We start from the raw sequence: 21,345 nt of genomic DNA on the forward strand, positions 1-21,345 counted from the left end.
GTATTAAGACCTATTACTGCCATGCTTATACGCCAGCTGAGCGCGGCAGTAATGAACGATTTAATCGGAACTTACGCTATTTTTATCCTAAGGGGACTTATTTTGAGCACATTAGTGCTCAAGGCTTGAAAACCACCTTACTCGAAATTAATCAGAGACCACTTAAAATACTTGACTGGCAAACACCTTATCAGGTCATGCTGACCAATTTGTCAAAAAATTCGGATTAAATTTGCAATCTACCTTAAATTATGTTATTAATCTCAGTCCTATTATAGCGAAATCAGTAAAAATCGGATAGTTTCTAAAACTTCATATCGGTCTGGGGTGGCTAATTATAAAATTTAAGCTTCCTGATTCTAAAAGTGAGCTCATTATAATATCGTGGTCAGATCCTTCTTCCCACTCATTGATCTTAGGACAGCTCCAGTCTCTAACCGCTTTGCTCCGCTCACTACACGTTTAAAATCAGCTTGCCCACCACGTGGCCGGCCTTGCTCAATTGATGCATTGTCCGCACGTTTTCCACGGTAAACGGCAACTGCTTGGCAATCTTAACTTTCAGCTTGCCAGCTCCCAGCTGAGCGCTTAATTGGGCAATGATATCGTGGCTCGGGGCGGCATTGATCTTTTCAAAGTAAACATCGTGTTGCTGGCTCAAATCAGCCGTTTTGGGTAACGTTTCAACGATTGAAATGATTCGTCCGCCCGGTTTGACGGCTTTGAATGCATCTAGTTGATTCTGCCCACCTAGCGTATCAAACACGAGGTCCGCGTTTTTGACCACTTCGTCAAAATTAGTCGATGTATAATTGATGACTTTATCGGCGCCCAATTGTTTAACGAAAGTTGCGTTTGGCTGGCTGGTGGTTGTAATCACGTGCGCATCCGCGTTATGAGCGAGTTGGATTGCCATGGATCCCACGCTACCAGAGCCTGCTAGAATTAAGACGGTTTGTCCTGTCTTAAGGCTTCCAGCGTTAAACAATGCTTCCCAAGCTGTGGTACCAGCAAGTGACAGGCCAGCAGCCTCTTGAAACGAGACGGTAATTGGTTTATGGGCAATTTTGTCCGCATCGACTCTGTAAAATTCAGCGTAAGTGCCCCGGTTACTTGGGGTGCCATATCCCATTACCGCATCCCCAGGCTTAAATCCGGAAACGTTCTGTCCCACTTCGGAAACAATCCCAGCCATTTCCTGTCCTAATATAATCGGAAATTTAAATGGATAGCGAGCTTTTCGCAAGCCGCTTCTAGTTTTCCAATCAATGGGATTAACGCCAATGCTAATGACTTTAACCAGGACTTGATTTGGACCAAGCTCTGGGATCGGCATTGTTTGTTCGGTTAATTGAGTCTCATCGCCATAATCGTTAATGACGATTGCTTTCATTTTATCTGGATTAGTCATTTAATCACCTCGAAAACATTATAACCGTCAAAAGCAAAAAGTTGAAACGAAAGAATAGATTGTGTGCAATCTAATTGACATTGCTTCTAAGGAGCGTATGGTAATTATAGGACGGCTGCGTCAGGCAGAAACCTGCATGTAAGCACCTCCGAGAAAAATTCCAAACCCGGGAATTTCCCTCGAAGGAGACTTACATTCCGGCTTCTAACCGCCTGACTCCGCTCACTACTTTTAGGACAGCTGCTCCAGGCAGAAGTCTGCGCGTAAGCACCTCTAACAAAAATCCCAGAACCGGGGATTTCTGTTAGAGGAGACTTACACTCCGACTTCTAACCGCCTGGATCCGCTCACTTATTTTTAGGACAGCTGTACAAAGCAGGGATCTACACATAAGCATCCCACCCAGAAATCCCTGGGTTTGGGGGATTTCTGGGTGGGAAGACTTATGCTCCGATCCCTAACCGCTTTGCTTCGCTCACTTATGAAGGGAGTTGATAAAATGAAATTAACAATTACGGATAGTGCATTAGATCAACTACGCAAGGCCTTTTCAGGAGACCAGAAACTACTTTTGAGCCTTGACGATGGCGTTGGTCCGTTTTCTAAGGTGGGGGTTTGCTCACTAGATACAAGTTATGATGTCATTGCCGTAGATAAGGACGCAAAAGTACCCGATTATGAATCACGGCTGACGACGAATGCTGGTGACTGGTATTACAAGGGATATTCTAAGAGATACCTAGACGATGATATGAAGCTTGATTACACTAATAACCGATTTAAGTTATCCGGCGATGGTGGTATTTTGGATGGAAATGTCGATTTGAAAGATTTAACTACCCAGAAGACAGCAAAATAACTGGTACGAAAAAAAGACCAAATGGACATGGCAAAAAATGTCACGTTTATTTGGCCTTTTTAATATGCAAAATAGGTTAGTGTGAAGCAGCGTAATCAGTTAACTGTTGGATATAAAGAGCTTTCTTTTCGTCACTGATCCAAGAAGTTTCAAAAGAGTTTCTAGCCAGAGTGACGATCTGATCCTTGGTGAGGTTAAACTTATCAGCAATTGCGTAGTAGTTGTCACCAATGTAGCCGCCAAAGTAAGCGGGGTCGTCTGAATGAATTGATACCTTAACGTTCTTCGAAAGTAATTCCAAAACTTCTTTACCCTTCATTTCTGGTGACACAAAACTGTTAGACAGTGGGCAAGAAGTTAACCCAATATGCTTCTTGGCAACGAAGTCAACTAAGTCGGGATCTTCTACGATATTAGTTCCGTGGTCTAATCGCTCAACGCCCATAATTTCTAAGGCTTGGCGGATATGTTCGATTGAGTCCTTTTGATCGATATCGCAGTGGGTAGTGAGGTGCAGGCCAGCCGCAGCAGCATCCTCAAATTGACGGGCAAATTTCAATGGTGGGTTGTTGTGCTCATCAGAGTCTAGCCCGATACCAACGATCATATCTTTGTAGTTCATGGCTTCAAGTAGGGTCTTGCGAGCCGATTCCTTTGAAAAGTCGCGTAAGAAACACATGATGAGCGAAGCGTCGACGTTTAATGCCCGGGCGTCAACCACTGCCCGGTGGAGGCCGTGAATAACCGTTTCAAAAGCAACTCCTCGGCTGGTATGGGCCTGAGGATCAAAGAAGATCTCCACATGGCGGACGTTATTTGCGGCCGCCCTTTGAAGGTAAGCAAAAGCAAGATCGTAGAAATCCTGTTCGTGTTGTAAAACGTTCATAGCGGGATAATAAACTGCTAAAAAGGAAGCTAAGTCATCGTATTGATATGTTTTTTGAACTTCTTCAATCGTTGATTGGCCAATATCAATGTGATTACGCTGCGCCAACTTTAATTTTAGATCAGGTTCTAAAGTACCTTCAATATGTAGGTGTAGTTCGGCTTTTGGTAGATTCTTGGTAAATTCTGGGGTTACATCAGTTGCCATTATTTATTCCTCCAAAAATGTTCGTGTTTTGATTACAAACAATAGTTTAACATATTATATGTAATCGTCAACATGATAAAATCCGAATAATGGTATTGAAATATTCCTAAAAATGTGGAATAATACGAAGCATAAATTATTTATTGGAAAGGGATTTTAGCTATTATGCAAAAGTTGAGTGACAGTACCATGGTGGGCGGAGGCCTGCTAGATCGCACCTTCCATCTAACGGATCAGAATACAACAGTTGGTCGGGAGCTTTTGGCCGGATTGACAACATTTGTCTCGATGGCGTACATTTTGTTCGTAAATCCCAGTGTCTTAGGTGCCGCCGGAATGAATAAAGGGGCAATTTTTACCGTTACCGCCGTTACTTCAATTCTAGGGTGTCTATTAATGGCATTTCTTGCCAATTACCCCATTGCAATTGCCCCTGGTTTGGGCGACAACGCCTTCTTTACATTCTCCGTTGTGTTAGGAATGGGGATTCCATGGCCAAAAGCAATGGCTGGCGTGTTTGTTGCTTCGGTACTCTTCACGATCCTATCATTCCTGAAAGTTCGAGAGATCGTGATTGACGCCATTCCAAAGGACTTAAAGATGGCCATGGCTGCTGGAATTGGAATCTTTATTGCCTTCGTTGGTTTACAGGGTGGTGGCATTATTGTTGCCAGCAAGACGTCATTAGTTGCGATTGGCTCGCTCACCGTTCCAACCACTTGGTTAACGATTTTTGGTATTTTTGTAATTGCAATTTTGATGGCGCGAAAAGTGCCTGGGGCCATTTTTATCGGCTTAGTTGCCACGACTATTTTAGGATTAGTCACTGGCTTGATTGCAATGCCTACCCATATTATTTCACTAGCACCAAGCATGGCGCCGACCTTTGGCGTTGGGGTTATGCACTTATCATCTGTTATGGATCCGCAAATGTGGGCGGTCGTATTGATCTTCCTGCTGGTTGCGTTCTTTGATACTGCTGGTACTTTGATTGGTTTGGCACAACAAGCTGGGATAATGAAGGATAACAAGATGCCCCGAATTGGCCGGGCATTGATGTCTGATTCGATTTCAATGTTAGCCGGTTCAGTTATGGGAACCACGCCAACCGCTGCTTACGTTGAGTCTTCAGCAGGAATTGCCGTTGGTGGTCGGACGGGATTAACTTCACTGACCGTAGCCGTATTATTTGGATTTAGCATGCTGTTTTCACCACTTTTAACCGTTGTGACTGATCAAGTAACTGCTCCAGCTTTAATTATTGTTGGTGTTTTGATGGTTTCAGCCTTGAAGGAAATCCACTGGGATAAGTTTGAAATTGCGATGCCAGCTTTCTTAACGGTTGTTGGAATGCCATTGACTTATAATATTTCCTATGGAATTGCCTTTGGCTTTTTGACTTACCCGATCTTGATGACGGTTGCTGGACGATGTAAAGAAGTGAATTACATCATGTGGATTCTGTTCTTTGTCTTTATTCTCTTGTTGTATGTATTGAATATTGTTCCAAAAGCGTAATTTGGTCTATCAATACAATTAATAGAACGGAGAAAACGAATGACAACGATTAAAGAACTTGAACAATATATTGATGCTGGCGCTGCTAAGCTTCCCGCTGATATGGTGATTGAACACGGTACCTTAGTTAATGTTGATACGTCTGAGTATTATCCAGCGGATGTTGCCATCTTTAACGGTAAAATTGTGGCTGTCGATGGTGATGTCAGCGATTATGTTGGTCCCAATACGAAGCATCTTGATGCCACTGGTAAGTACCTCGTTCCCGGAATGATTGATGGCCATATTCACGTCGAGTGTAGCAAAATGAGTATGACCCGGTTTGCCCAGGCGGTTGTGCCGCATGGAACAACCAGTATTGTTTCAGGCCTGGATGAATATATTTCAACCATTGGTATCAAAGGTTTAGACGAGATTTTTGCCGAAATTGATCGGAGCCCATTAAAGGTATTCTGGGGGCTGCCATACAAAACACCGTACACAATCCCCAAGTCAACGATCAGTTATGACGTTTCTGCCAAGGACCATGAAGCAATTCAGCCAAATGAAAACTGTTATGGCGTTTGGGAAACCGTCCGAGAAGCGGTTGAAATGAAGGATCCTGATACCCTCAAGGCAATCCTGACTGCTCAGAAGTATCACAAACCAATCTTTGGTTGTTCTCCCATGGCGACTGGCAAGGCGTTAAATCAATTCTTGATGAGTGGGGTTCATGTCGATCACGAAAGCTATTCTCATGAAGAATTTTTGGAAAAAGCCCGTAAAGGCATCCATGTAGTGATTCGTGAATCTTCAGTCACTAAATTTTTAAAAGAAAATATTCGTGCCATTACAGAAGGGGCAGCCGGGGTTGCCCGCCATACCAGTTTCTGTACCGATGATGTTAATGCCAGAGATATTTTAAATCATGGGCATCTTGATTATATGGTTCGATTGGCGATTAAAGCTGGCGTTTCTCCAATGACCGCCATTCAGATGGCAACCGTTAACGGCGCCGAAGCTTACCATATTGATGATAAAGTCGGCTCAATCGCTCCGGGAAAGGATGCCGATATTCTTCTGATCGACCAACCGGGCTCATTTAACGTTGAAACAGTCGTCAGCAAGGGGCAGTTGGTTTCCGAAAACCAAACTGAAGTGATGAGCTTCAATCCACCCAAACGATCTGCTCACATCCAAGGGAAACTGAAACACGCCCCAATGCAGCCAGCAGACTTTGACTATCGAGTTGATCAATCTGCTGGGACGGCATTGGTTCGGACAATTCACAGTGTTGGACCATTCGTGCGTAAGGCTCAAGATATTGAGCTAACGATTAATAATGGTGTCGTTATTCCAGATCCTGAAAAAGACGTTGCTTCTGTCTCAGTGATTGAACGATACGGCATCAATGGCAACCAATCACATGGGTTCATTTCCGGCTGGTCATTCAAACGGGGAGCGATTGCAACTTCCGCATCTCCAGATGATAATAATTTGGTGGTCGCAGGTGTGAACACCAATGATATGGCTGTAGCTGTCAACACGCTGATTGAGTGTGGTGGCGGTCAAGTTGTTGTGGTTGATGGCAAGGTGGTTGCTTTATTGGAATTACCAATCGCGGGGATTACAACCGATTTAACCCCAACTCAACTCGCTCAAAAAGAAATCGAATTAAAACATGCTGCTGAACAACTTGGCAGCACGTTACCAGATCCGCTGTTCTACTTATCGTTTCTCCCAATTACCGCTATTCCAGATTTAGCGATTACGGATAGCGGGAACGTTGATTATACGAAGCTGACATATTTTAATCCAATTCAGGCGGTTAAATAAGTAAGCCGACTCAAACACTTAAGGACTAATTTTTGTTCTACAGAGTGGTCCGATCTTCGAAGTCAAAATTTGATACCTATATAAATTAAAACGACCCCCATATAGCGTTATCGTTTGCGATAAGGGGGTCGTTTCGGTTTAAAAGAGTGCGATTGTAAGCTACAGTCGTTTAATATTATTTTCAATCCGTTTATAGGGCATGATCCAACCCATCATGACCAGGAAAGTACCAATCATTCCGAATTCATGCCAGACAAACGTGAGCAGAAATACAACGATGAAGGCAGCTAAGGTAATGAGGCTCTTGGGTTCATGGCGTAAAGAAGCAACCAAAATCTTGTGGTCTTTGTTAGCGTGTAACAGGCTGATTCTGAGAAAATTCCAGGCTAGGTTTACGAAAATAAATAGCAGCGTGTACAATTGAGAACCAAATAAGCTTTTGGGATCATTATTGACAATTTCGGTTGCAAAGGGAATAAACGATAAGAAGAAAAGGAGGACGGTGTTAGCCCAAATAACCAAGCCATCAATTTGTTTAACAATTTGAAACATATGATGGTGATTTCCCCAAACAATGGCGAGGAGAAAAAAGGAAATGGCATAGGCAATCAATTGCTCATGCATGTCCCAAAGGCCTGACCAGGTATACGTTTTAGGTGTTCCAAGTTCCAATACTAGGACGGTCATGATAATTGGAATGATGGCATCTGTAAATGCTTCAAGTCGATTTTTAGTCATGAATTTGCTCCTCTGTGCAGCTTTCTTGATAGATCACTAACATAAGCATACAATATTTAGCGCTTTCCTTTCCAAATAATGACTTTATTTTCGATGGAATCGGTTTCAACTGCCGTGATGAATTGACTTTTAATGTCCCAGAAAGTTAAAATAGACTAATAATTCTAATCAAGAGTTAATTTTCCATCTGGAGGTTACATATATGTCATTAGGTTCAAGAATTTTTAAGCGGGAAAAAATTGATCGCTACCTTGAGACCGATAAAAAATTCGTTAAAACCATGTCGGCTTTTGACCTGATTTCGCTTGGAATTGGGGCGGTGATTGGGACTGGTATCTTTATTTTACCCGGGACGGTTGCCGCTACTAAGGCGGGACCAGGAATTATTTTATCCTTTATTGTTGCCGCGATTGTCTGTTCGACCGCTGCGATGTGCTACGCTGAATTCGCATCCGCATTACCAGTTGCTGGAAGTGCTTATTCATATGGTAACTTGGTGTTTGGTGAAATTATTGGCTGGGTATTAGGCTGGGCGTTAATTTTGGAATACGTTTTAGCGGTCGCTGCGGTTTCAAGTGCTTGGGGAGCTTACTTCCAGTCGTTCCTGGCTGGGTTTCACATTGGGTTTCCTAAAGCGATTTCTGGACCATTTGTCCCAAGCCAAGGGACTTATGGAAATGTGATTGCCATTATTATTGTTATTTTTATTTCATGGATGTTGAATCACGGAATGCGGTCGTCAGTGCGACTAAATAACGTGATTGTGCTTGTCAAAATTGGGATCATTTTACTGTTTATCTTGGTTGGAGCGTTCTATATTAAGCCAACTAACTGGCATCCCTTCCTGCCATTCGGTTGGCATGGCAGCAATGGTACTGGCGTAATGGGTGGCGCGGCTGCTGTCTTCTTTGCATACCTGGGCTTTGATGCCGTTTCGAGTTCAGCGGCTGAAGTGAAGGATCCAAAGAAAAATATGCCGATCGGAATTATTGGGACGTTAATTGTGGCAACGATTTTGTACGTTGGTGTTTCGATCGTCTTAACGGGAATGGTTTCATACACCAAGCTTAACGTGGCCGACCCGGTTGCCTTTGCCTTACAATTTGTTAAATTAAATTGGGTTGCCGGTATTATATCTCTGGGTGCTTTAGCAGGGATGTTTACAATGATGGTGACGATGACGTACAGTTCATCACGGTTAATTTATTCGATTGGTCGTGACGGTTTGCTGCCTAAGTTCTTGGGCAAATTAGACAAGAACGGTAGTCCTCGAAACAGCCTCATTACCATTACGATTGTGATTGCCTTCATGGGCGGCTTCGTTCCGCTGGATCAACTGACTAACTTGGTTAATATTGGCACCTTGATTGCTTTCTTATTCGTATCGTTTGGGATTATTCCATTGAGAAGAAATAAGGAAATCCAAAACCATCATGGGTATCAAGTGCCGTGGTACCCGGTATTGCCGATTATTTCAGGGATACTATGTATGGTTATGCTATCTCAGCTACAGGCAGAAACTTGGATTGCTTCTGGCGTCTGGTTTGTGTTCGGACTCATTCTCTACTTTGGGTACGGGATGAGGCATAGTCGATTAAATGAGTAATAGATTGGATTTAACAAACTACGTCTGAGCTGGAAATAGGCTCTCAAAAACAAACATAAATAGGAATAATTCGGGAATCTACCTAGATCCTCGAGTTATTCCTATTTTTTTGAATCAAAGTGATAATTAGTGAATTAAGTTAATCCATTGTCTGAAATAAGTGACAATACCCAAAATTCGTAAGATTAACTAGATTGTAAGTATCGGCAAAGCTTTGGGGCTTATTATGGTACGATTGTTTGTGATATTAATTTTTAGAAAAGGGGCCTTCCTGTGACAGCTTCAACTAAACCTCACAATCATCCACTCCTGGCGATTTCTGCCATCGCCGCAATGACTTTTCTGGGCATCTTAATCGAGACATCGATGAACGTCACTTTTCCTACCTTGATGAACCAATTTAACGTTTCACTAAGCACAGTTCAGTGGGTAACCACGGGATATTTATTGACGGTCGCGCTATTGATGCTGGTATCAGCATTCTTGAAACGTCGATTTAAAAATAAGCAACTATTCATTTGGGCGGTCATGCTGTTCATTATTGGCGATGTGACGTGTGCACTTGCTTCAACATACTGGGTATTGTTAGGTGGCCGGTTGATTCAAGCAGGTTGTGTGGGCATTTCCGCGCCCTTGATGACTAACATTATTTTAGAACTAGTTCCCAGAAACAAGCTCGGCACTTACATGGGATTTGCTAACTTAATTCTAATTGTTGCGCCTGCACTCGGCCCAACGTTCGGCGGTGCGGTTGTTTCTTTAGCTAGCTGGCGAATGATCTTCTGGATAACGCTGCCAATAGCAATTATCTTCCTTATTTTAGGAATGATTGCGATTGAACAATACACCCCAACCGAAAAATACCCGTTTGACTGGCTGCGGTTTGGCCTGTTATCAGTAACGATGGTTATGCTGCTAGTGGCGATGAATGCATTGACACTGCCAAATGGCATTCAGCGGTTTGGTAGCGATATTATGATTACTGCAGTTGCGTTGACGTTGTTTATTTGGCGCTCGAAGTACAGCCATCGGGAGCTATTTAACTTAACCGTATTCAAGCGGCCGGCCTTTGTCTATAGCTTCTTACCGTATGTATTGTTGCAGTTTTCTAACCTGGGGATTAATTTCATGCTGCCCAATTATGTTCAGATGGTCAATGGTGCAACGGCCTTCATCGGTGGCATTATTCTATTTCCTGGGAGTGTTTTAAACGCCTCTGGTCAACCATTTTATGGCGTAATGCTGGATCGTTATGGCGGTAAATTGCCATTGTATATGGGAAATACGTTCTACTTTGTCATAATGGTCTGCTTTATGATTTTCGCCCGCCAATTATCCGTATTGTGGGTGACAATTTTCTATGCCATTTATGCTGGTGGCCGGGCAATGGCCTTTGGAAACACCATGACCTATGGCCTAAAAAATCTTAGTCAACGGGAACAAAATGATGCCAACGCCCTCTACGGAACGGGTCAGCAAATTGCCGGTTCGATTGGAACAACCGTCATGGCCGTTTTCATGACCATGTTTAAATCACCGCACGTGGCTGCATCACAGGCCGTTGTTAGTGGTACCCAACTTGCATTCACGTTACTGGCAGTGATAGGGCTGCTGAATTATTGGCTGTACAGACAGCTATTCAAAGCAACGGTGAAAAAATAAGCGGGCCACGTGGCATTTCAAGCTGAGAAATGCCAACGTGACCCGCTTAATTTGTTGAGGGATGAATAGCACAGAGACTACGTTATGGCTGGTTGGGTTATTATTTGTTGATATGGATTAGGACCGCTCCGCAAAGCAATAACCTGCGTGTAAGCACCTTTGAGAAAAATTCCAGGCCCGGGAATTTCTCTCAAAGGAGACTTACACTCCGGTTATTAACCGCTTTGCTCCGCTCACTTACTGATATTCAGTTAATTTTCCATGCAGCGCGTTCCACAGCACCACGGTGGCAGCTAGTACTACTAGTACCGCCACGGTTGCAATGACAAACAATGCTGTATAGGAGGTCGTTTCGATAATCATACCACCGAATAATGGCCCAATAGCACGGCCAGCCGATGCATATGATTGAATTAATCCTTGATAGCGGCCCTTTGCCTCAACTGGGGTTAAGACGTTGACCAACGCGGGGATGGTTGGGAGTGCCGTTGCCTCACCAATTGTTAGGATTACCATTGCCAGCACGAACGTTGGATAGGTTTTGGCGAAAATTAACGTAATAAACGAAACCGCAAACATTGAGAATCCGAAGAAGATTTGCATAATGAGATTTTCGTGATATCTGGCAATCCAGTTTATAATAATTTGGCTAATCACAATCAGGCCAGCGTTAACCGTCCAAAGAAAACTGTAGTTACGAAGCGGAATTCCAAGACCAGTCATGTAAACTGACAAATTTGAAACCCATTGCTGGTACATAATCCAAATAATAAATAGGGACATGAAGAAGGTTATTAGAATAATGGTATTCGCCCTTGGGAGGTGTTTAGCATCCCAAGTCGTTTTTTCAGTATCAGAAACGCGTTTTCGGGATTCATTAGCTGCTGGTTTGTATTTGGTGATGACAATTCCCAAGAAGATGATGAATAGGAGGCTTGCAACTACGAACATGAGGGTGACGCTGATGCTATAAATGAAGCCCACCAGTGAAGTTCCGATCACAATTCCCAGGTTTTGGACAAAATACAGCATGTTAAAGACGTAACGGCTGTCCTTTGTTTTAATGCTGGTTCCAATTGAATTGACAATCGCCAAATTCCAGCCACCGGAGATACCATTAAAGAACAGTACGATCCCAAAGACCGGCCAGCCATGAAAAAAGATGAGGACTAGCAGCGTAATGGTTGAAGCAACGACCCCACCCACTAGTAGATGATAGGGATTTTTGCGGTCGTATAAATAGCCGCCCAAGTAACTCCCCAACACGCTGGCAAGTGAATTGAACAGTAGAACAACCCCAATCCAAGTGAGCGAAACCCCCAATCGGTTATGTAGGTAAACACTGGTTAACGGCCAGACAAAGCTCATGCCAATACTACTGAATAAAGCACCGGTAATTAACCATTTAAAATTCATTTCTTTTGTGGCCAACTGAAAGCCCTGCTACTGAAAATATACCTGAATGTATATCCAGATTTTTCTTGCTTCATCCTATCCCACCTCGACACAAGCACTCTACTATGGTTGATATGATAGTCCACAAGCGTAAATTCCCGGCTAGCCACCGGTACATCCTTTGTTGCCTGGTTAGTAGGCTAAAACAAAGTTGTCAGTATCTCTAATATTCAACGCGGCATTAATATCGCGATCAACCACATTGCCACAATTTGGGCATTTATAAATGCGCTCACCCAAAGATAAATCGACTTTTTTATCCTCACATTGATGGCAAATCTTAGACGTGGGTTCAAAGCGATTGACTAGGTGAACGGGGATTCCCAATTGTTGGCACTTATTAATTAATTTGGTTCTGAATCTGTAGAATCCCTGTTGGTTAACAGCTTTAGCTAAATGGCAATTCTTAATCATACCTTTAACATTCAAATCCTCAATTGACACCCAATTCGGTTTGGTTCTCACCAAGTTAGCGACAATTTTATTTTGATAATCGGCTTGAATGTTGTGTAGTCGTTGATACAGACGTTGCACTTTCCGCTCTGTTTTGGCTAGGTTAAGATCAGTAGCAGATCTTCCTTCTTTCGTTTTACGAGCTTTATATGCAATATACTGACGGGATAATTTTCGTTGCGTGCGTCTTAATCGTTTTCGAATTCGTTTAACTTGACGATCCTTGTTCCGGTTGCGATAAATAGTGCCATCGTCGATAATGGCAAATTCTTTGACCCCGAGATCAACCCCAATTGGATCACCTAACAAGCGTTCATGGAGTTGTTCGGGTTGTTCAACCAGACACGTGAGATAATAACGTCCCGCTTGTTCTTTGATCCGGCCGGACTTAATCACATAATATTTAGTATCCGTTGGAAGGTAACCATACTCCTTGAACCGGACCCAACCAAGTTTCGGGAGTTTAATTCGGTGACGTTCACAAGCAATGACTTGTTTGGCACCGTTTTTTACAAAATAATAGGATCCTTGATGTCGTTTATATGATCGCCATCTGGGATACCCGCTTTGATGCTTAAAAAAACGCTTCATCGCCGTATCAGCGTCGATAAACGCCTGTTTAGTTGATTTGGCGTAATCGTCTTTGATCCATAAATCGTCCGGATTGGCCGGTAAATATTCATTATTAAACCATTTGGCGAACTCGTAAGCGCCCATATACCAATAGCCGTCTTGGTATCGTTTTTGATTCATTTCCAGAAAAAGGTTATATGCCCAACGGCTACCGCCAATATGGCGATCAATTAGATAAGCTTGTTCATTGGTGGGTTTAATCTCAATTTTGTAAGTGATCAAGGTCATGATCGTCACTCACTTTCTTTTTGTACTTTTGCAGTCCGTCTACCCGACTGGAAAACACCTGAATAATTGAAATTAAATCCTGAACAACTTCCGCTTCGGGGGAAAAATGTTCATTATTGACCACCACGATTTCCGTGCCGAATTTCGCACAAAGTTGCTGGAACCAATCAAAGCCAAATCTGATAAATCGGTCTGGGTAGGCGATATAGATCTGATTAATTTTCGATTGCATGACCTCATCAAGCAATCGGTTCCACTTTTTGCGTTTATAATTCATACCGCTACCAATATCGGTGATGACTTGATCAACGATGATTCCTTTTGCATTAACATATTGTCGCAAGAATTCGACTTGATCCTGTAAATCATCTTTTTGAGCGGCAACTGATACGCGGGCATAAATAACATTTTGGCGGTTGGCGGTGGGTTTTCCAATTGCTTTTAAATAATCAGTTTCAGTATAGTACCGACGATTCGTGACGGTACGCTTAGCGGGGAGTTTTCCTTGACGATCCCATTTTTGCAAGGTTTTAACGGATACCCCTAAACGTCCAGCCAATTCTTTTGGTTTCATGTATACTCACCTCGTATACATTATATCACGTTGGAACACTTTAATCCATATTATTGATAATAGTTTTCTCCTTCTTTAATTGGTTTTAAGCATCGTGTTCTAGTGTATCAAAAAAAGCTGGTAGCATGGGAAGGCTTCGATGAAGTATCCGCTTTCAACTTGTAAATACTATTTAATGGACTTACTAATTTAAATCACATATGATGAACCTGTAGATGGAAAATCAATTAATGGGAGGAATTATCTATGGCTGTTGACGGATCTCTTTATCATACAGAAGTTGTTAACGAGCATGGCTTGACCGGCCAAAGTTATGTTAGGGGTAATGAAGGATTGGCACTTGGGGTAAGCAGTTCATTGATGGATAGCCCAGGTACTAACCCAGAACAGTTTATTGGCTTTGCATTGAGTACGTGTTTTAACGCAACGATTGGCATTGTTGAGCGCCAGAACAAGATTAAGCCTGATAGTATTATTCATACCGCTGTGGATATTGTTAAGGATACCAAGGGCTATAAGTTTATTGTTCGCTGTCAAATTTTATTCCATGACCTGGATAATGAGCAGGCCCAAAAGATGGTTGATGAAGCGTTAGATCAATGCCCAGTAGCTAAGCTTTTAAAGGCTAATGAAAATGTTTCGTTTGAGATTGTGGACCAGTTTAGTTTCTAGGTGGTTTGTCATTAATGGCTAAATGTTGATGGGATGCTGGCTGACTGAATTTTGGTGCTTAGGCAAGCAGATAGGATAAAGCAGTTAGTTTCCAGGTTTCTGAAGGATAACATTTGGAATTAGAAATTAAGGGTGAGACAGTTAATACCTTTGTCCCACCCGTTTTTTGATGTAGTTGATCACTGTTCTTGAGATATCAGCTCTAAATCTTTAAGTATAAGTAAATTACAACCGAATTGTTGCATTTAAATAACGTGAGTGATATAAGAACAATAGATACATATTTAATATAGAAGAGGTCAGTGTCATGGAAGCGAAATATCGTGGGGTAAGAATTGCGCAAATCAAGGACTGGTTAAATGTGGTCCTGTTTTTAGTCGTTGCTTTGATTGGCATCAGCTGCCGAACACAGGTTGTCCAGGCGGCGGATATTTCAAGCAACATTACCGGAATATCTGGTCAGGATGCACGTTATAATGGTCAGCCGATTGATCCAACTGAAGTTGCAAAATGGGACCAATCGACAAGCTATGAATTAAGCTATCATTTTACAATTAAACCGGGCACTCAGGTTAAGGCCGGGGATACGGCAACGGTTAGTTTGCCCACTGGGACGAAATTTCAGGATGATCAGGATTTTGATCTTCCTAGTCCTGATGGGACGATTGTCGCCCACTTTTCGGCAACTACTGGGGCTTCTTCAGGTCAGCTGACCTTCACTAATTACTTTACAACTCATAATAACAATATGACTGGTTCAATTAATCTCTTCGTTAACGGTGAAGTATCTGGAGGTGGCAAGGGAAACGACAGTTATATTTTGAAGAATGGGTTTCCGTGGAGTGGCCAGTGGTCAGATGGCAAGACTTATCCGAAAGACGCAAATCAGCGTTACCAGTATGTTGAATGGGATGTCAAAATTAACCCAAACAATAAGTCTTTGAGTAACGTCGTGGTTACTGATAATCTACAAAACACTGGTAGTCAAGAACTAATGCCTGATACGTTAACCCTCCAATGGGATGATGGTCATTATACACCGGTTCCCATCCGAGACTATTCACTTATTTTCTCACCAGCTAGTGGGACACCAACTTCGTTTACGCTTAATTGGAAGGGGACGCTGAACAAGGCTGTCAATCTGTTATACCTGGCAAAAGTAACCGATTCGGCTTATCGAACGACAGGGTCAGCAACCACCCTTAATAATGAAGCTAAGATTACTGGAAACGATGCTGGGTGGTGGGGCGATCACCGACAAGGCTGCCACGGCGGATGCATACGTCAAATTGGGCGGCAATGGTAACGGTGGCGGCACGGTTTATAATGTGAACGTCAAAAAGTTGTGGGAGAATGTGCCTACTGGGGTAACGACGCCAGCCATTGAAGCGCAACTATATAGTGACGGGAAAGCAACCAACCAAATCATGACGTTGAACCACGATAATAATTACAGTGGCACGTTTAAGTATTTAAGCGAGTATGATGCCAACAACCAACCAATTAAGTACACTGTTGCCGAAGTTAATGTGCCAACGGACTACACCGGAACAACGACGCCACAGCCGCTTAATGCGAAAGATAATACGGCAACGCTAGTTAATCGTTATAGTTTGCCAGCAACGACAAGTATCAAGGTTAATAAAGTTTGGGCGGCCGTTCCGACAGGGACAACACCACCGTCAATCACAGCCGTCCTATATAAAAATGGTCAAGCAACTCAAACGACCGTTACATTATCTGCCAGTAATCAATATTCGGCGCAATTTACTGATTTACCAGTAACGGATAGCACTGGGAAACCAATTAGTTATTCAGTCGCCGAAGAAAAGGTACCCACTGGGTATAAATCAACAACCGTTGGCCCGCAACCAGTTAACAACGGGATTGTGACGTTGAAAAACACGTATGTTCCGACTATACCAGTAACGCCGGACACACCGATAACACCCAACACACCAGTAACACCGGATACGCCAGTGACACCGATAACGCCAAATACACCGGTGACTCCCAGTACGCCAAGCACGCCAGCAACTCCTGGAACACCAAATAAACCAGTATCCCCAAAGAAACCCAAGAAACCAACGATGGGTCACAAACGGCCTAATACAAAGACTACGACAACATCTCAAGCAAGTTTGGCGACCAAGCAGCCGACGCCAAAAGCCTCAACTGACAGTGAAACGCCAGCGGTTAGCTCGTCTGGAAAATTACCGCAGACTAGTGATAATAAGAAACAAGCGCTAGTAGTCAGCCTCGTTGGAATGATTTTGCTTAGTTTTATTGGGATTGCAGCGGTTGTCAGCCACAAGTTCAAAATGAACTAAATCATCCCTTTTGTGAGTGGATACAAAATAATCTAAGAATAGGTCTAGTTAGAAGCTGAAATTTGTCGGTTTCTAACTGGCCTTTTTGTATCCAGGCAGTTAATGAGTTGCCGCCACTTGGTATTAGTGACTCAAATAATCTACCAATTAACCACCATGATAATAATTAAAATGTTATTGAATCAGGAATTAGTTTGGTAATTTCATTTGATGACGAATGTAATTATAATGAGGGTGTTAATCAGAGTGAGGGCGATGATGACGAATAAACTTATTGGAGGATACGAATATGGGGCTTAGAGGGGATTTAAAAGGCAGTTTCATTACGGCTGTGGCACTGACTACATTTGCGGTTGGCGGACCGCTGACGGTTAATGCCAGTACGACGCCACAGAGTGCCCAGGCGACAACGTCACAAACGGCAAGCTATTATCAAGACGGCAAGATTGGGGATGTGGCCTTTAGCTTGAGCGATAACGATACTGGGAAAACGTTGACCCTGAACACGGGAGATTCTGGGGTTATTAATAGTACTGATGTTGAACGGGTAACAGCATCTGATAATTCACAAATTAATATTTTCCCGTGGAACAACACTGCCGATAAGGCTGCAATTACTAAAGTGGAAATTGTGGGGGCTGCCAAATTGCAGCTAAACGGAACGGCTGCCGAATATTTCTTTGCCAACCTACCTAATCTAACTGAAATTAGCGGGATGGATAAGGTCGATACTTCCGGGGCAACGAGCCTTAACGCCACATTTGCGAGTGATCCTAAGTTGAAGAACTTGGACATTTCAAGTTTAAGAACGCCAATTGTGACTGATATGCAGTTCATCTTTGATGGTGATGAGGCGTTAACCAGCCTCGATGTGAGCAATCTGGATACCAGCAAGGTCACTGACCTGAGTTACATGTTTAATGATCTCCCTGGGATAACCAGCCTTGATGTCTCCAAATTCAACACGCAATCGGCAACTGATATGCGCAATATATTCGGGAACGATTCTACATTGACCAACATTAACATTGATAACACAAAGTTTGATACCAGCAGCGTAACTGACATGAGTGGTATGTTTACAGGCGATCATGCCCTAACAACAGTTGATGTCTCGAAGTTTAACACGCAAAATGTGGTAAACATGGGTTGGATGTTTGAGGATGACTGGGAACTGAATGCGGTTGACGTGTCCCATTTTGATACCCAAAAAGTAACTAATATGAATGCGATGTTTGCCAATGATTTAAGTTTGCCGAACCTTGACGTATCCCATTTTAATACTAAAGGCGTTGCTGATCTGAGCGCAATGTTCTTTTACGACAAAAAATTGGCGACACTCGATTTATCAAGTTTTGATACAGCAAGCTTGACGGCAGCCCGACCAGCAGTTGAGCTGGATAGTATGTTGGCAGGACTGAATTTATCTGAATTGGTTCTAGGGCCCAACACCCAACTGACTGATGCTGTCAAGCTCGGTGCGCCCAATGGTTCCGATCAGTGGCAAGCAGTTGCTGGTGGCACCGTTGCGAATCCTCTAGGGGACCGGGGATACCTTCCTAACGACTTGGTAGCTTTATACAATAACACTAATAATAAGTTGGAAACTTGGGTGCCGTATTCTAAAGTGACATTGAAAGTTAAGTCGCCAATTTATCTCTATGTGGGAGACCATTTTGAGCCAAAGACGGCCTTCGTTTCGGCAACCAGTGCTGATGGCGTTAATAAGACCTATGATGAGGCAACCGCTGACGGTATGACTTATGATGCCGGTAATCTTGATACATCAAAACCCAGTCATTATTTTGTTACCTATACCTACCACTTACGGACGGCTACCGTTGAGGTAATTGTTCAGGATAAATCAACGCCAATCCCGCCGACACCGGGTCCGATGCCAACTCCTACGCCTGAACCCGCACCAAGCCCGACACCAACACCTAATCCCCAGACAAGTTCTCAGGCAGCAACGCCACAGAACCTGGCACCGAAAGGATCGGCGGTTTACGCACTTAATAAGATTTATTTATACAAGCGCGCCAACTTCAATAAGCGCGATCGGGTTGCTCAATACGTTCAGAAGCCACGAGTTTACTGGCCAATGTTTGTGGTAACGGGTTATAGTCATTCTACTAACGGCACGTTGCGCTATCAAGTCCGGGATGTTAACCACTTGAGCAAGACGGCTGGCAAACGAGGATACATCACTGCTAATTGGAAATATATTCGTCCTGTATACTATCAGAGTAAGCATCAGACACTGACAGTGATTAATCCGCGTGGGGTGAATGCTTACAAGAAAGTCAATCTGACTGGCAAGGTGAAGAATTACAAGCAGGGAACCATTTTACACGTTACCAGGTTTGTTCATCATAACCTCACCACCCGATACGTGCTAAGTAATGGGCAATATATCACCGGTAACCGAAAACTGGTTGAGATGGCTAAACACAAACCAGCTCGCTATGTGAAGGTTAAACGGACGATTAATCGTTATCAGACGGTTAACTTGACTGGTCATAAAAAACGGATCAAGAAGGGAACCCAAATTAAGATTAAGAACTACGATTTTTCACACGCTACTAATTTGAATCAGAAAGGTGCGCTGAGATATCGAGTTGCTGGTGGGTATATCACTGGAAATGTGAAGTATGTGAAGGTTATTAAATAAAGTCAGTTTTGAACCCAACAAAAGAGGCTTTAACCGTTATGGTTGAAGCCTCTTTGTTTATTCCTAAATAGGATTATTGATATTAAATTTTTTGATTATGTAGATTGGATTGTACCAATCCATTATGCTTTGTTCGTTTACGACTAATCGTCATAACTCAAAGTAGTTGGTCGAGAAAATCCAACAACGTGCCACCATGGTGAGTAAACATTTTCAGTTACAACACCGCGGTTTTGGGAATCAATCATCCGACCATTACCGATGTACATCCCAACGTGGGAAATACTGTGTTTACTACCACCAAAGTATACTAAATCGCCCTTTTGAACGGTGCTCTTAGAAACCTTTTTAGTACCATTGTATTGTGCTTGGGCAGTTCTAGGAATTGTCTTTTTGATTGACTTCTTATAAACGTACTTCGTGAAGCCTGAACAATCAAAATTAGTAGGACCAACGGCACCAAATACGTAACGGGAACCCATGTGTTTCTTGGCTTCGTTATAAACTGATGAATACGAAGGATCTGAGCTATCTGCCTTTGCACTGGTTGCAGCTGAATAGGCAGCAACGGCGAAAGCAAATAATGCAACGAACAATAAGAATGGTTTTAAGACTGATTTAATAGCTTTGTGTGTCACGATTATAATATTCCCCTTTTTAAATACGTTAGTTAGATACAAATTCTTTATTAGCAGTGATGTAATTTCCGTTTGTTAGTTGAAGGCGATAAGTACCATGATCTGATTTACTAATACCTTTAACGGTTAATTTTGTACCAGTGTTAACTTTAGTTAGCCGGGACTTGAAATTAACATCTTGATATTGATAGATCTTTTTGGAAACCGTTACCTGCTTACTTACTGGAATTGAAGTGAAGTAGGTTGGCTTGGCCTTGTCAGCTGATGATTGTTTGAGCCAAGTATTGACGGTTGAGGCATTAACGACTTTACTCAAGTCAACGTTGCCCTTGATGCCACTTAAACGTCCCGTTGATGTGTATTGCCATAAGTCAGTTGGCACGTTTGGTTTCTGGGAGTAATTAGCAATCCAGGAACCGTCAAACTTGGAATAATTGACTTTATGGACATTCACATAGTTTTGGTATGAATAGTAAACTAACGGTTTGTTGGTTAATTTACGCATTGTGGCTAGCCAAGCATTGACGTAAGATTGCTCAGAACCCTTACCCTTACGATGCTCGTTATCCAAAACGTAGAACCTTGCTTTGGCATTAGACCGCTTGTAGAAGTCTTTGGCCTCTTTTTTGGCATCGGCAACGCTTGAAAACTCCGCGTAACCATATTGGCCAAATGGTACGTTATATTTATATGCGCCATTTGCGTTAATATCTTTATGAGTATCAATTCGGAAGTCCGCATCACCGGTGTCACCATGTTGGACCCGAATGATCGCAAATTTTAATTGCTTAGACGCCTTACTCCAATTGATGGTGCCTTGATATTGGGAAACATCCGCAATCTTTGTTTTGCTGGCAGATACGTTTGTACTAATCGTAAATGCTGCCATCGCACCCATGAATAGGCCGGCTATTTTTTTAAAGTTCAATTTCATGTAATAGTCCTCCTTTAAAGCTACAAGAAGTATTATAGGGAATTAATGCTACCAA

The 21,345-nt window shown here is 42.7% G+C and carries 17 protein-coding genes and 1 pseudogene; 10 read left to right on the top strand and 8 right to left on the bottom strand.

The window, feature by feature from the left end; genetic code table 11:
- Nucleotides 1–230: pseudogene (locus FC98_RS03110) on the top strand (IS30 family transposase); the annotation flags it as partial.
- Nucleotides 231–454: 224 nt separating this feature from the next.
- On the opposite strand, the gene FC98_RS03115 reads toward FC98_RS03110, so the two are convergent.
- On the bottom strand, nucleotides 455–1,411 hold the full coding sequence (locus FC98_RS03115) for an NADP-dependent oxidoreductase (RefSeq protein WP_054654314.1): 957 nt from the start codon (nucleotides 1,409–1,411) through the stop codon (nucleotides 455–457).
- 499 nt (nucleotides 1,412–1,910) lie between these two features.
- Here FC98_RS03115 and FC98_RS03120 point away from each other — a divergent pair, with 499 nt between their 5' ends.
- Entirely contained in the window at nucleotides 1,911–2,270 is a 360-nt protein-coding gene (locus tag FC98_RS03120) for an iron-sulfur cluster biosynthesis family protein (protein WP_040470678.1), read from the top strand.
- A gap of 76 nt (nucleotides 2,271–2,346) precedes the next feature.
- Here FC98_RS03120 and add read toward each other — a convergent pair whose 3' ends face one another.
- Nucleotides 2,347–3,363: an adenosine deaminase gene (gene add, locus FC98_RS03125; RefSeq protein ID WP_008855384.1), complete on the bottom strand. Its 1,017-nt coding sequence runs from the start codon at nucleotides 3,361–3,363 to the stop codon at nucleotides 2,347–2,349.
- A gap of 165 nt (nucleotides 3,364–3,528) precedes the next feature.
- Between add and FC98_RS03130 the strand changes: the two genes are divergently transcribed.
- Both FC98_RS03130 and FC98_RS03135 read left to right on the top strand, forming a co-directional pair.
- Nucleotides 3,529–4,881, top strand: coding sequence for an NCS2 family permease (locus FC98_RS03130; protein ID WP_054654316.1), 1,353 nt, complete (start codon nucleotides 3,529–3,531; stop codon nucleotides 4,879–4,881).
- 39 nt (nucleotides 4,882–4,920) lie between these two features.
- Complete coding sequence (locus FC98_RS03135) at nucleotides 4,921–6,696, top strand: adenine deaminase C-terminal domain-containing protein (RefSeq protein ID WP_056949185.1); 1,776 nt, start codon at nucleotides 4,921–4,923, stop codon at nucleotides 6,694–6,696.
- 159 nt (nucleotides 6,697–6,855) lie between these two features.
- Here FC98_RS03135 and FC98_RS03140 read toward each other — a convergent pair whose 3' ends face one another.
- Nucleotides 6,856–7,434, bottom strand: coding sequence for a TMEM175 family protein (locus FC98_RS03140; protein ID WP_056949186.1), 579 nt, complete (start codon nucleotides 7,432–7,434; stop codon nucleotides 6,856–6,858).
- Between the two features lie 202 nt (nucleotides 7,435–7,636).
- Here FC98_RS03140 and FC98_RS03145 point away from each other — a divergent pair, with 202 nt between their 5' ends.
- Together FC98_RS03145 and FC98_RS03150 are read left to right on the top strand one after the other, a co-directional pair.
- On the top strand, nucleotides 7,637–9,040 hold the full coding sequence (locus FC98_RS03145) for an APC family permease (protein ID WP_056949187.1): 1,404 nt from the start codon (nucleotides 7,637–7,639) through the stop codon (nucleotides 9,038–9,040).
- A gap of 333 nt (nucleotides 9,041–9,373) precedes the next feature.
- Nucleotides 9,374–10,702, top strand: coding sequence for an MFS transporter (locus tag FC98_RS03150; RefSeq protein ID WP_081467771.1), 1,329 nt, complete (start codon nucleotides 9,374–9,376; stop codon nucleotides 10,700–10,702).
- A 237-nt stretch (nucleotides 10,703–10,939) separates the two neighbouring features.
- On the opposite strand, the gene FC98_RS03155 is transcribed toward FC98_RS03150, so the two are convergent.
- From FC98_RS03155 to FC98_RS03165, 3 genes are all read right to left on the bottom strand, one after another.
- Nucleotides 10,940–12,118, bottom strand: a complete 1,179-nt coding sequence (locus FC98_RS03155; RefSeq protein WP_056949213.1) for an MDR family MFS transporter — start codon at nucleotides 12,116–12,118, stop codon at nucleotides 10,940–10,942.
- 171 nt (nucleotides 12,119–12,289) lie between these two features.
- The gene (locus FC98_RS03160) at nucleotides 12,290–13,471 is read right to left on the bottom strand and encodes an RNA-guided endonuclease InsQ/TnpB family protein (RefSeq protein WP_056949188.1); all 1,182 of its coding nucleotides are present in this window, start codon (nucleotides 13,469–13,471) and stop codon (nucleotides 12,290–12,292) included.
- Nucleotides 13,446–14,045: an IS607 family transposase gene (locus tag FC98_RS03165; protein ID WP_008855398.1), complete on the bottom strand. Its 600-nt coding sequence runs from the start codon at nucleotides 14,043–14,045 to the stop codon at nucleotides 13,446–13,448. Before FC98_RS03165 ends, FC98_RS03160 begins: the two co-directional genes overlap by 26 nt.
- A 246-nt stretch (nucleotides 14,046–14,291) precedes the next feature.
- On the opposite strand from FC98_RS03165, the gene FC98_RS03170 reads away from it, so the two are divergent.
- The 4 genes from FC98_RS03170 to FC98_RS03185 all read left to right on the top strand — a co-directional run bounded on the left by FC98_RS03170 (nucleotide 14,292) and on the right by FC98_RS03185 (nucleotide 19,718).
- Entirely contained in the window at nucleotides 14,292–14,717 is a 426-nt protein-coding gene (locus FC98_RS03170; protein WP_008855399.1) for an OsmC family protein, read from the top strand.
- Between the two features lie 307 nt (nucleotides 14,718–15,024).
- A complete protein-coding gene (locus FC98_RS03175; RefSeq protein WP_054654319.1) occupies nucleotides 15,025–16,023 on the top strand; it encodes an Ig-like domain-containing protein in 999 nt (332 codons plus the stop codon).
- Entirely contained in the window at nucleotides 15,926–17,047 is a 1,122-nt protein-coding gene (locus FC98_RS03180; RefSeq protein WP_082602737.1) for a Cna B-type domain-containing protein, read from the top strand. Before FC98_RS03175 ends, FC98_RS03180 begins: the two co-directional genes overlap by 98 nt.
- Before the next feature lie 289 nt (nucleotides 17,048–17,336).
- Nucleotides 17,337–19,718 carry a BspA family leucine-rich repeat surface protein gene (locus tag FC98_RS03185; protein WP_008855402.1) on the top strand — a complete coding sequence of 794 codons (2,382 nt, stop codon included), beginning with the start codon at nucleotides 17,337–17,339 and terminating at the stop codon, nucleotides 19,716–19,718.
- Nucleotides 19,719–19,861: 143 nt separating this feature from the next.
- Here the strand turns inward: FC98_RS03185 and FC98_RS03190 are convergent, their stop codons facing one another.
- Both FC98_RS03190 and FC98_RS03195 read right to left on the bottom strand, forming a co-directional pair.
- Complete coding sequence (locus FC98_RS03190; RefSeq protein ID WP_050806223.1) at nucleotides 19,862–20,356, bottom strand: C40 family peptidase; 495 nt, start codon at nucleotides 20,354–20,356, stop codon at nucleotides 19,862–19,864.
- Nucleotides 20,357–20,384: 28 nt separating this feature from the next.
- Nucleotides 20,385–21,290, bottom strand: coding sequence for a DUF5776 domain-containing protein (locus FC98_RS03195; RefSeq protein WP_056949189.1), 906 nt, complete (start codon nucleotides 21,288–21,290; stop codon nucleotides 20,385–20,387).
- Nucleotides 21,291–21,345: the final 55 nt, after the last annotated feature.

The organism is Lentilactobacillus kisonensis DSM 19906 = JCM 15041 (assembly GCF_001434135.1).
Classification (GTDB): Bacteria; Bacillota; Bacilli; order Lactobacillales; family Lactobacillaceae; genus Lentilactobacillus; species Lentilactobacillus kisonensis.

Bases quoted from the DNA above. Each gene is read 5' to 3' on its own strand.
- FC98_RS03135 (WP_056949185.1), top strand. From the start codon at position 4,921: ATGACAACGATTAAAGAACTTGAACAATATATTGATGCTGGCGCTGCT.
- FC98_RS03175 (WP_054654319.1), top strand. From the start codon at position 15,025: ATGGAAGCGAAATATCGTGGGGTAAGAATTGCGCAAATCAAGGACTGG.
- add (WP_008855384.1), bottom strand. From the start codon at position 3,363: ATGGCAACTGATGTAACCCCAGAATTTACCAAGAATCTACCAAAAGCC.
- FC98_RS03115 (WP_054654314.1), bottom strand. From the start codon at position 1,411: ATGACTAATCCAGATAAAATGAAAGCAATCGTCATTAACGATTATGGC.
- FC98_RS03180 (WP_082602737.1), top strand. From the start codon at position 15,926: ATGAAGCTAAGATTACTGGAAACGATGCTGGGTGGTGGGGCGATCACC.
- FC98_RS03170 (WP_008855399.1), top strand. From the start codon at position 14,292: ATGGCTGTTGACGGATCTCTTTATCATACAGAAGTTGTTAACGAGCAT.
- FC98_RS03160 (WP_056949188.1), bottom strand. From the start codon at position 13,471: ATGACCTTGATCACTTACAAAATTGAGATTAAACCCACCAATGAACAA.
- FC98_RS03185 (WP_008855402.1), top strand. From the start codon at position 17,337: ATGGGGCTTAGAGGGGATTTAAAAGGCAGTTTCATTACGGCTGTGGCA.
- FC98_RS03120 (WP_040470678.1), top strand. From the start codon at position 1,911: ATGAAATTAACAATTACGGATAGTGCATTAGATCAACTACGCAAGGCC.
- FC98_RS03145 (WP_056949187.1), top strand. From the start codon at position 7,637: ATGTCATTAGGTTCAAGAATTTTTAAGCGGGAAAAAATTGATCGCTAC.
- FC98_RS03195 (WP_056949189.1), bottom strand. From the start codon at position 21,290: ATGAAATTGAACTTTAAAAAAATAGCCGGCCTATTCATGGGTGCGATG.
- FC98_RS03150 (WP_081467771.1), top strand. From the start codon at position 9,374: ATGACTTTTCTGGGCATCTTAATCGAGACATCGATGAACGTCACTTTT.
- FC98_RS03165 (WP_008855398.1), bottom strand. From the start codon at position 14,045: ATGAAACCAAAAGAATTGGCTGGACGTTTAGGGGTATCCGTTAAAACC.
- FC98_RS03140 (WP_056949186.1), bottom strand. From the start codon at position 7,434: ATGACTAAAAATCGACTTGAAGCATTTACAGATGCCATCATTCCAATT.
- FC98_RS03130 (WP_054654316.1), top strand. From the start codon at position 3,529: ATGCAAAAGTTGAGTGACAGTACCATGGTGGGCGGAGGCCTGCTAGAT.
- FC98_RS03155 (WP_056949213.1), bottom strand. From the start codon at position 12,118: ATGAATTTTAAATGGTTAATTACCGGTGCTTTATTCAGTAGTATTGGC.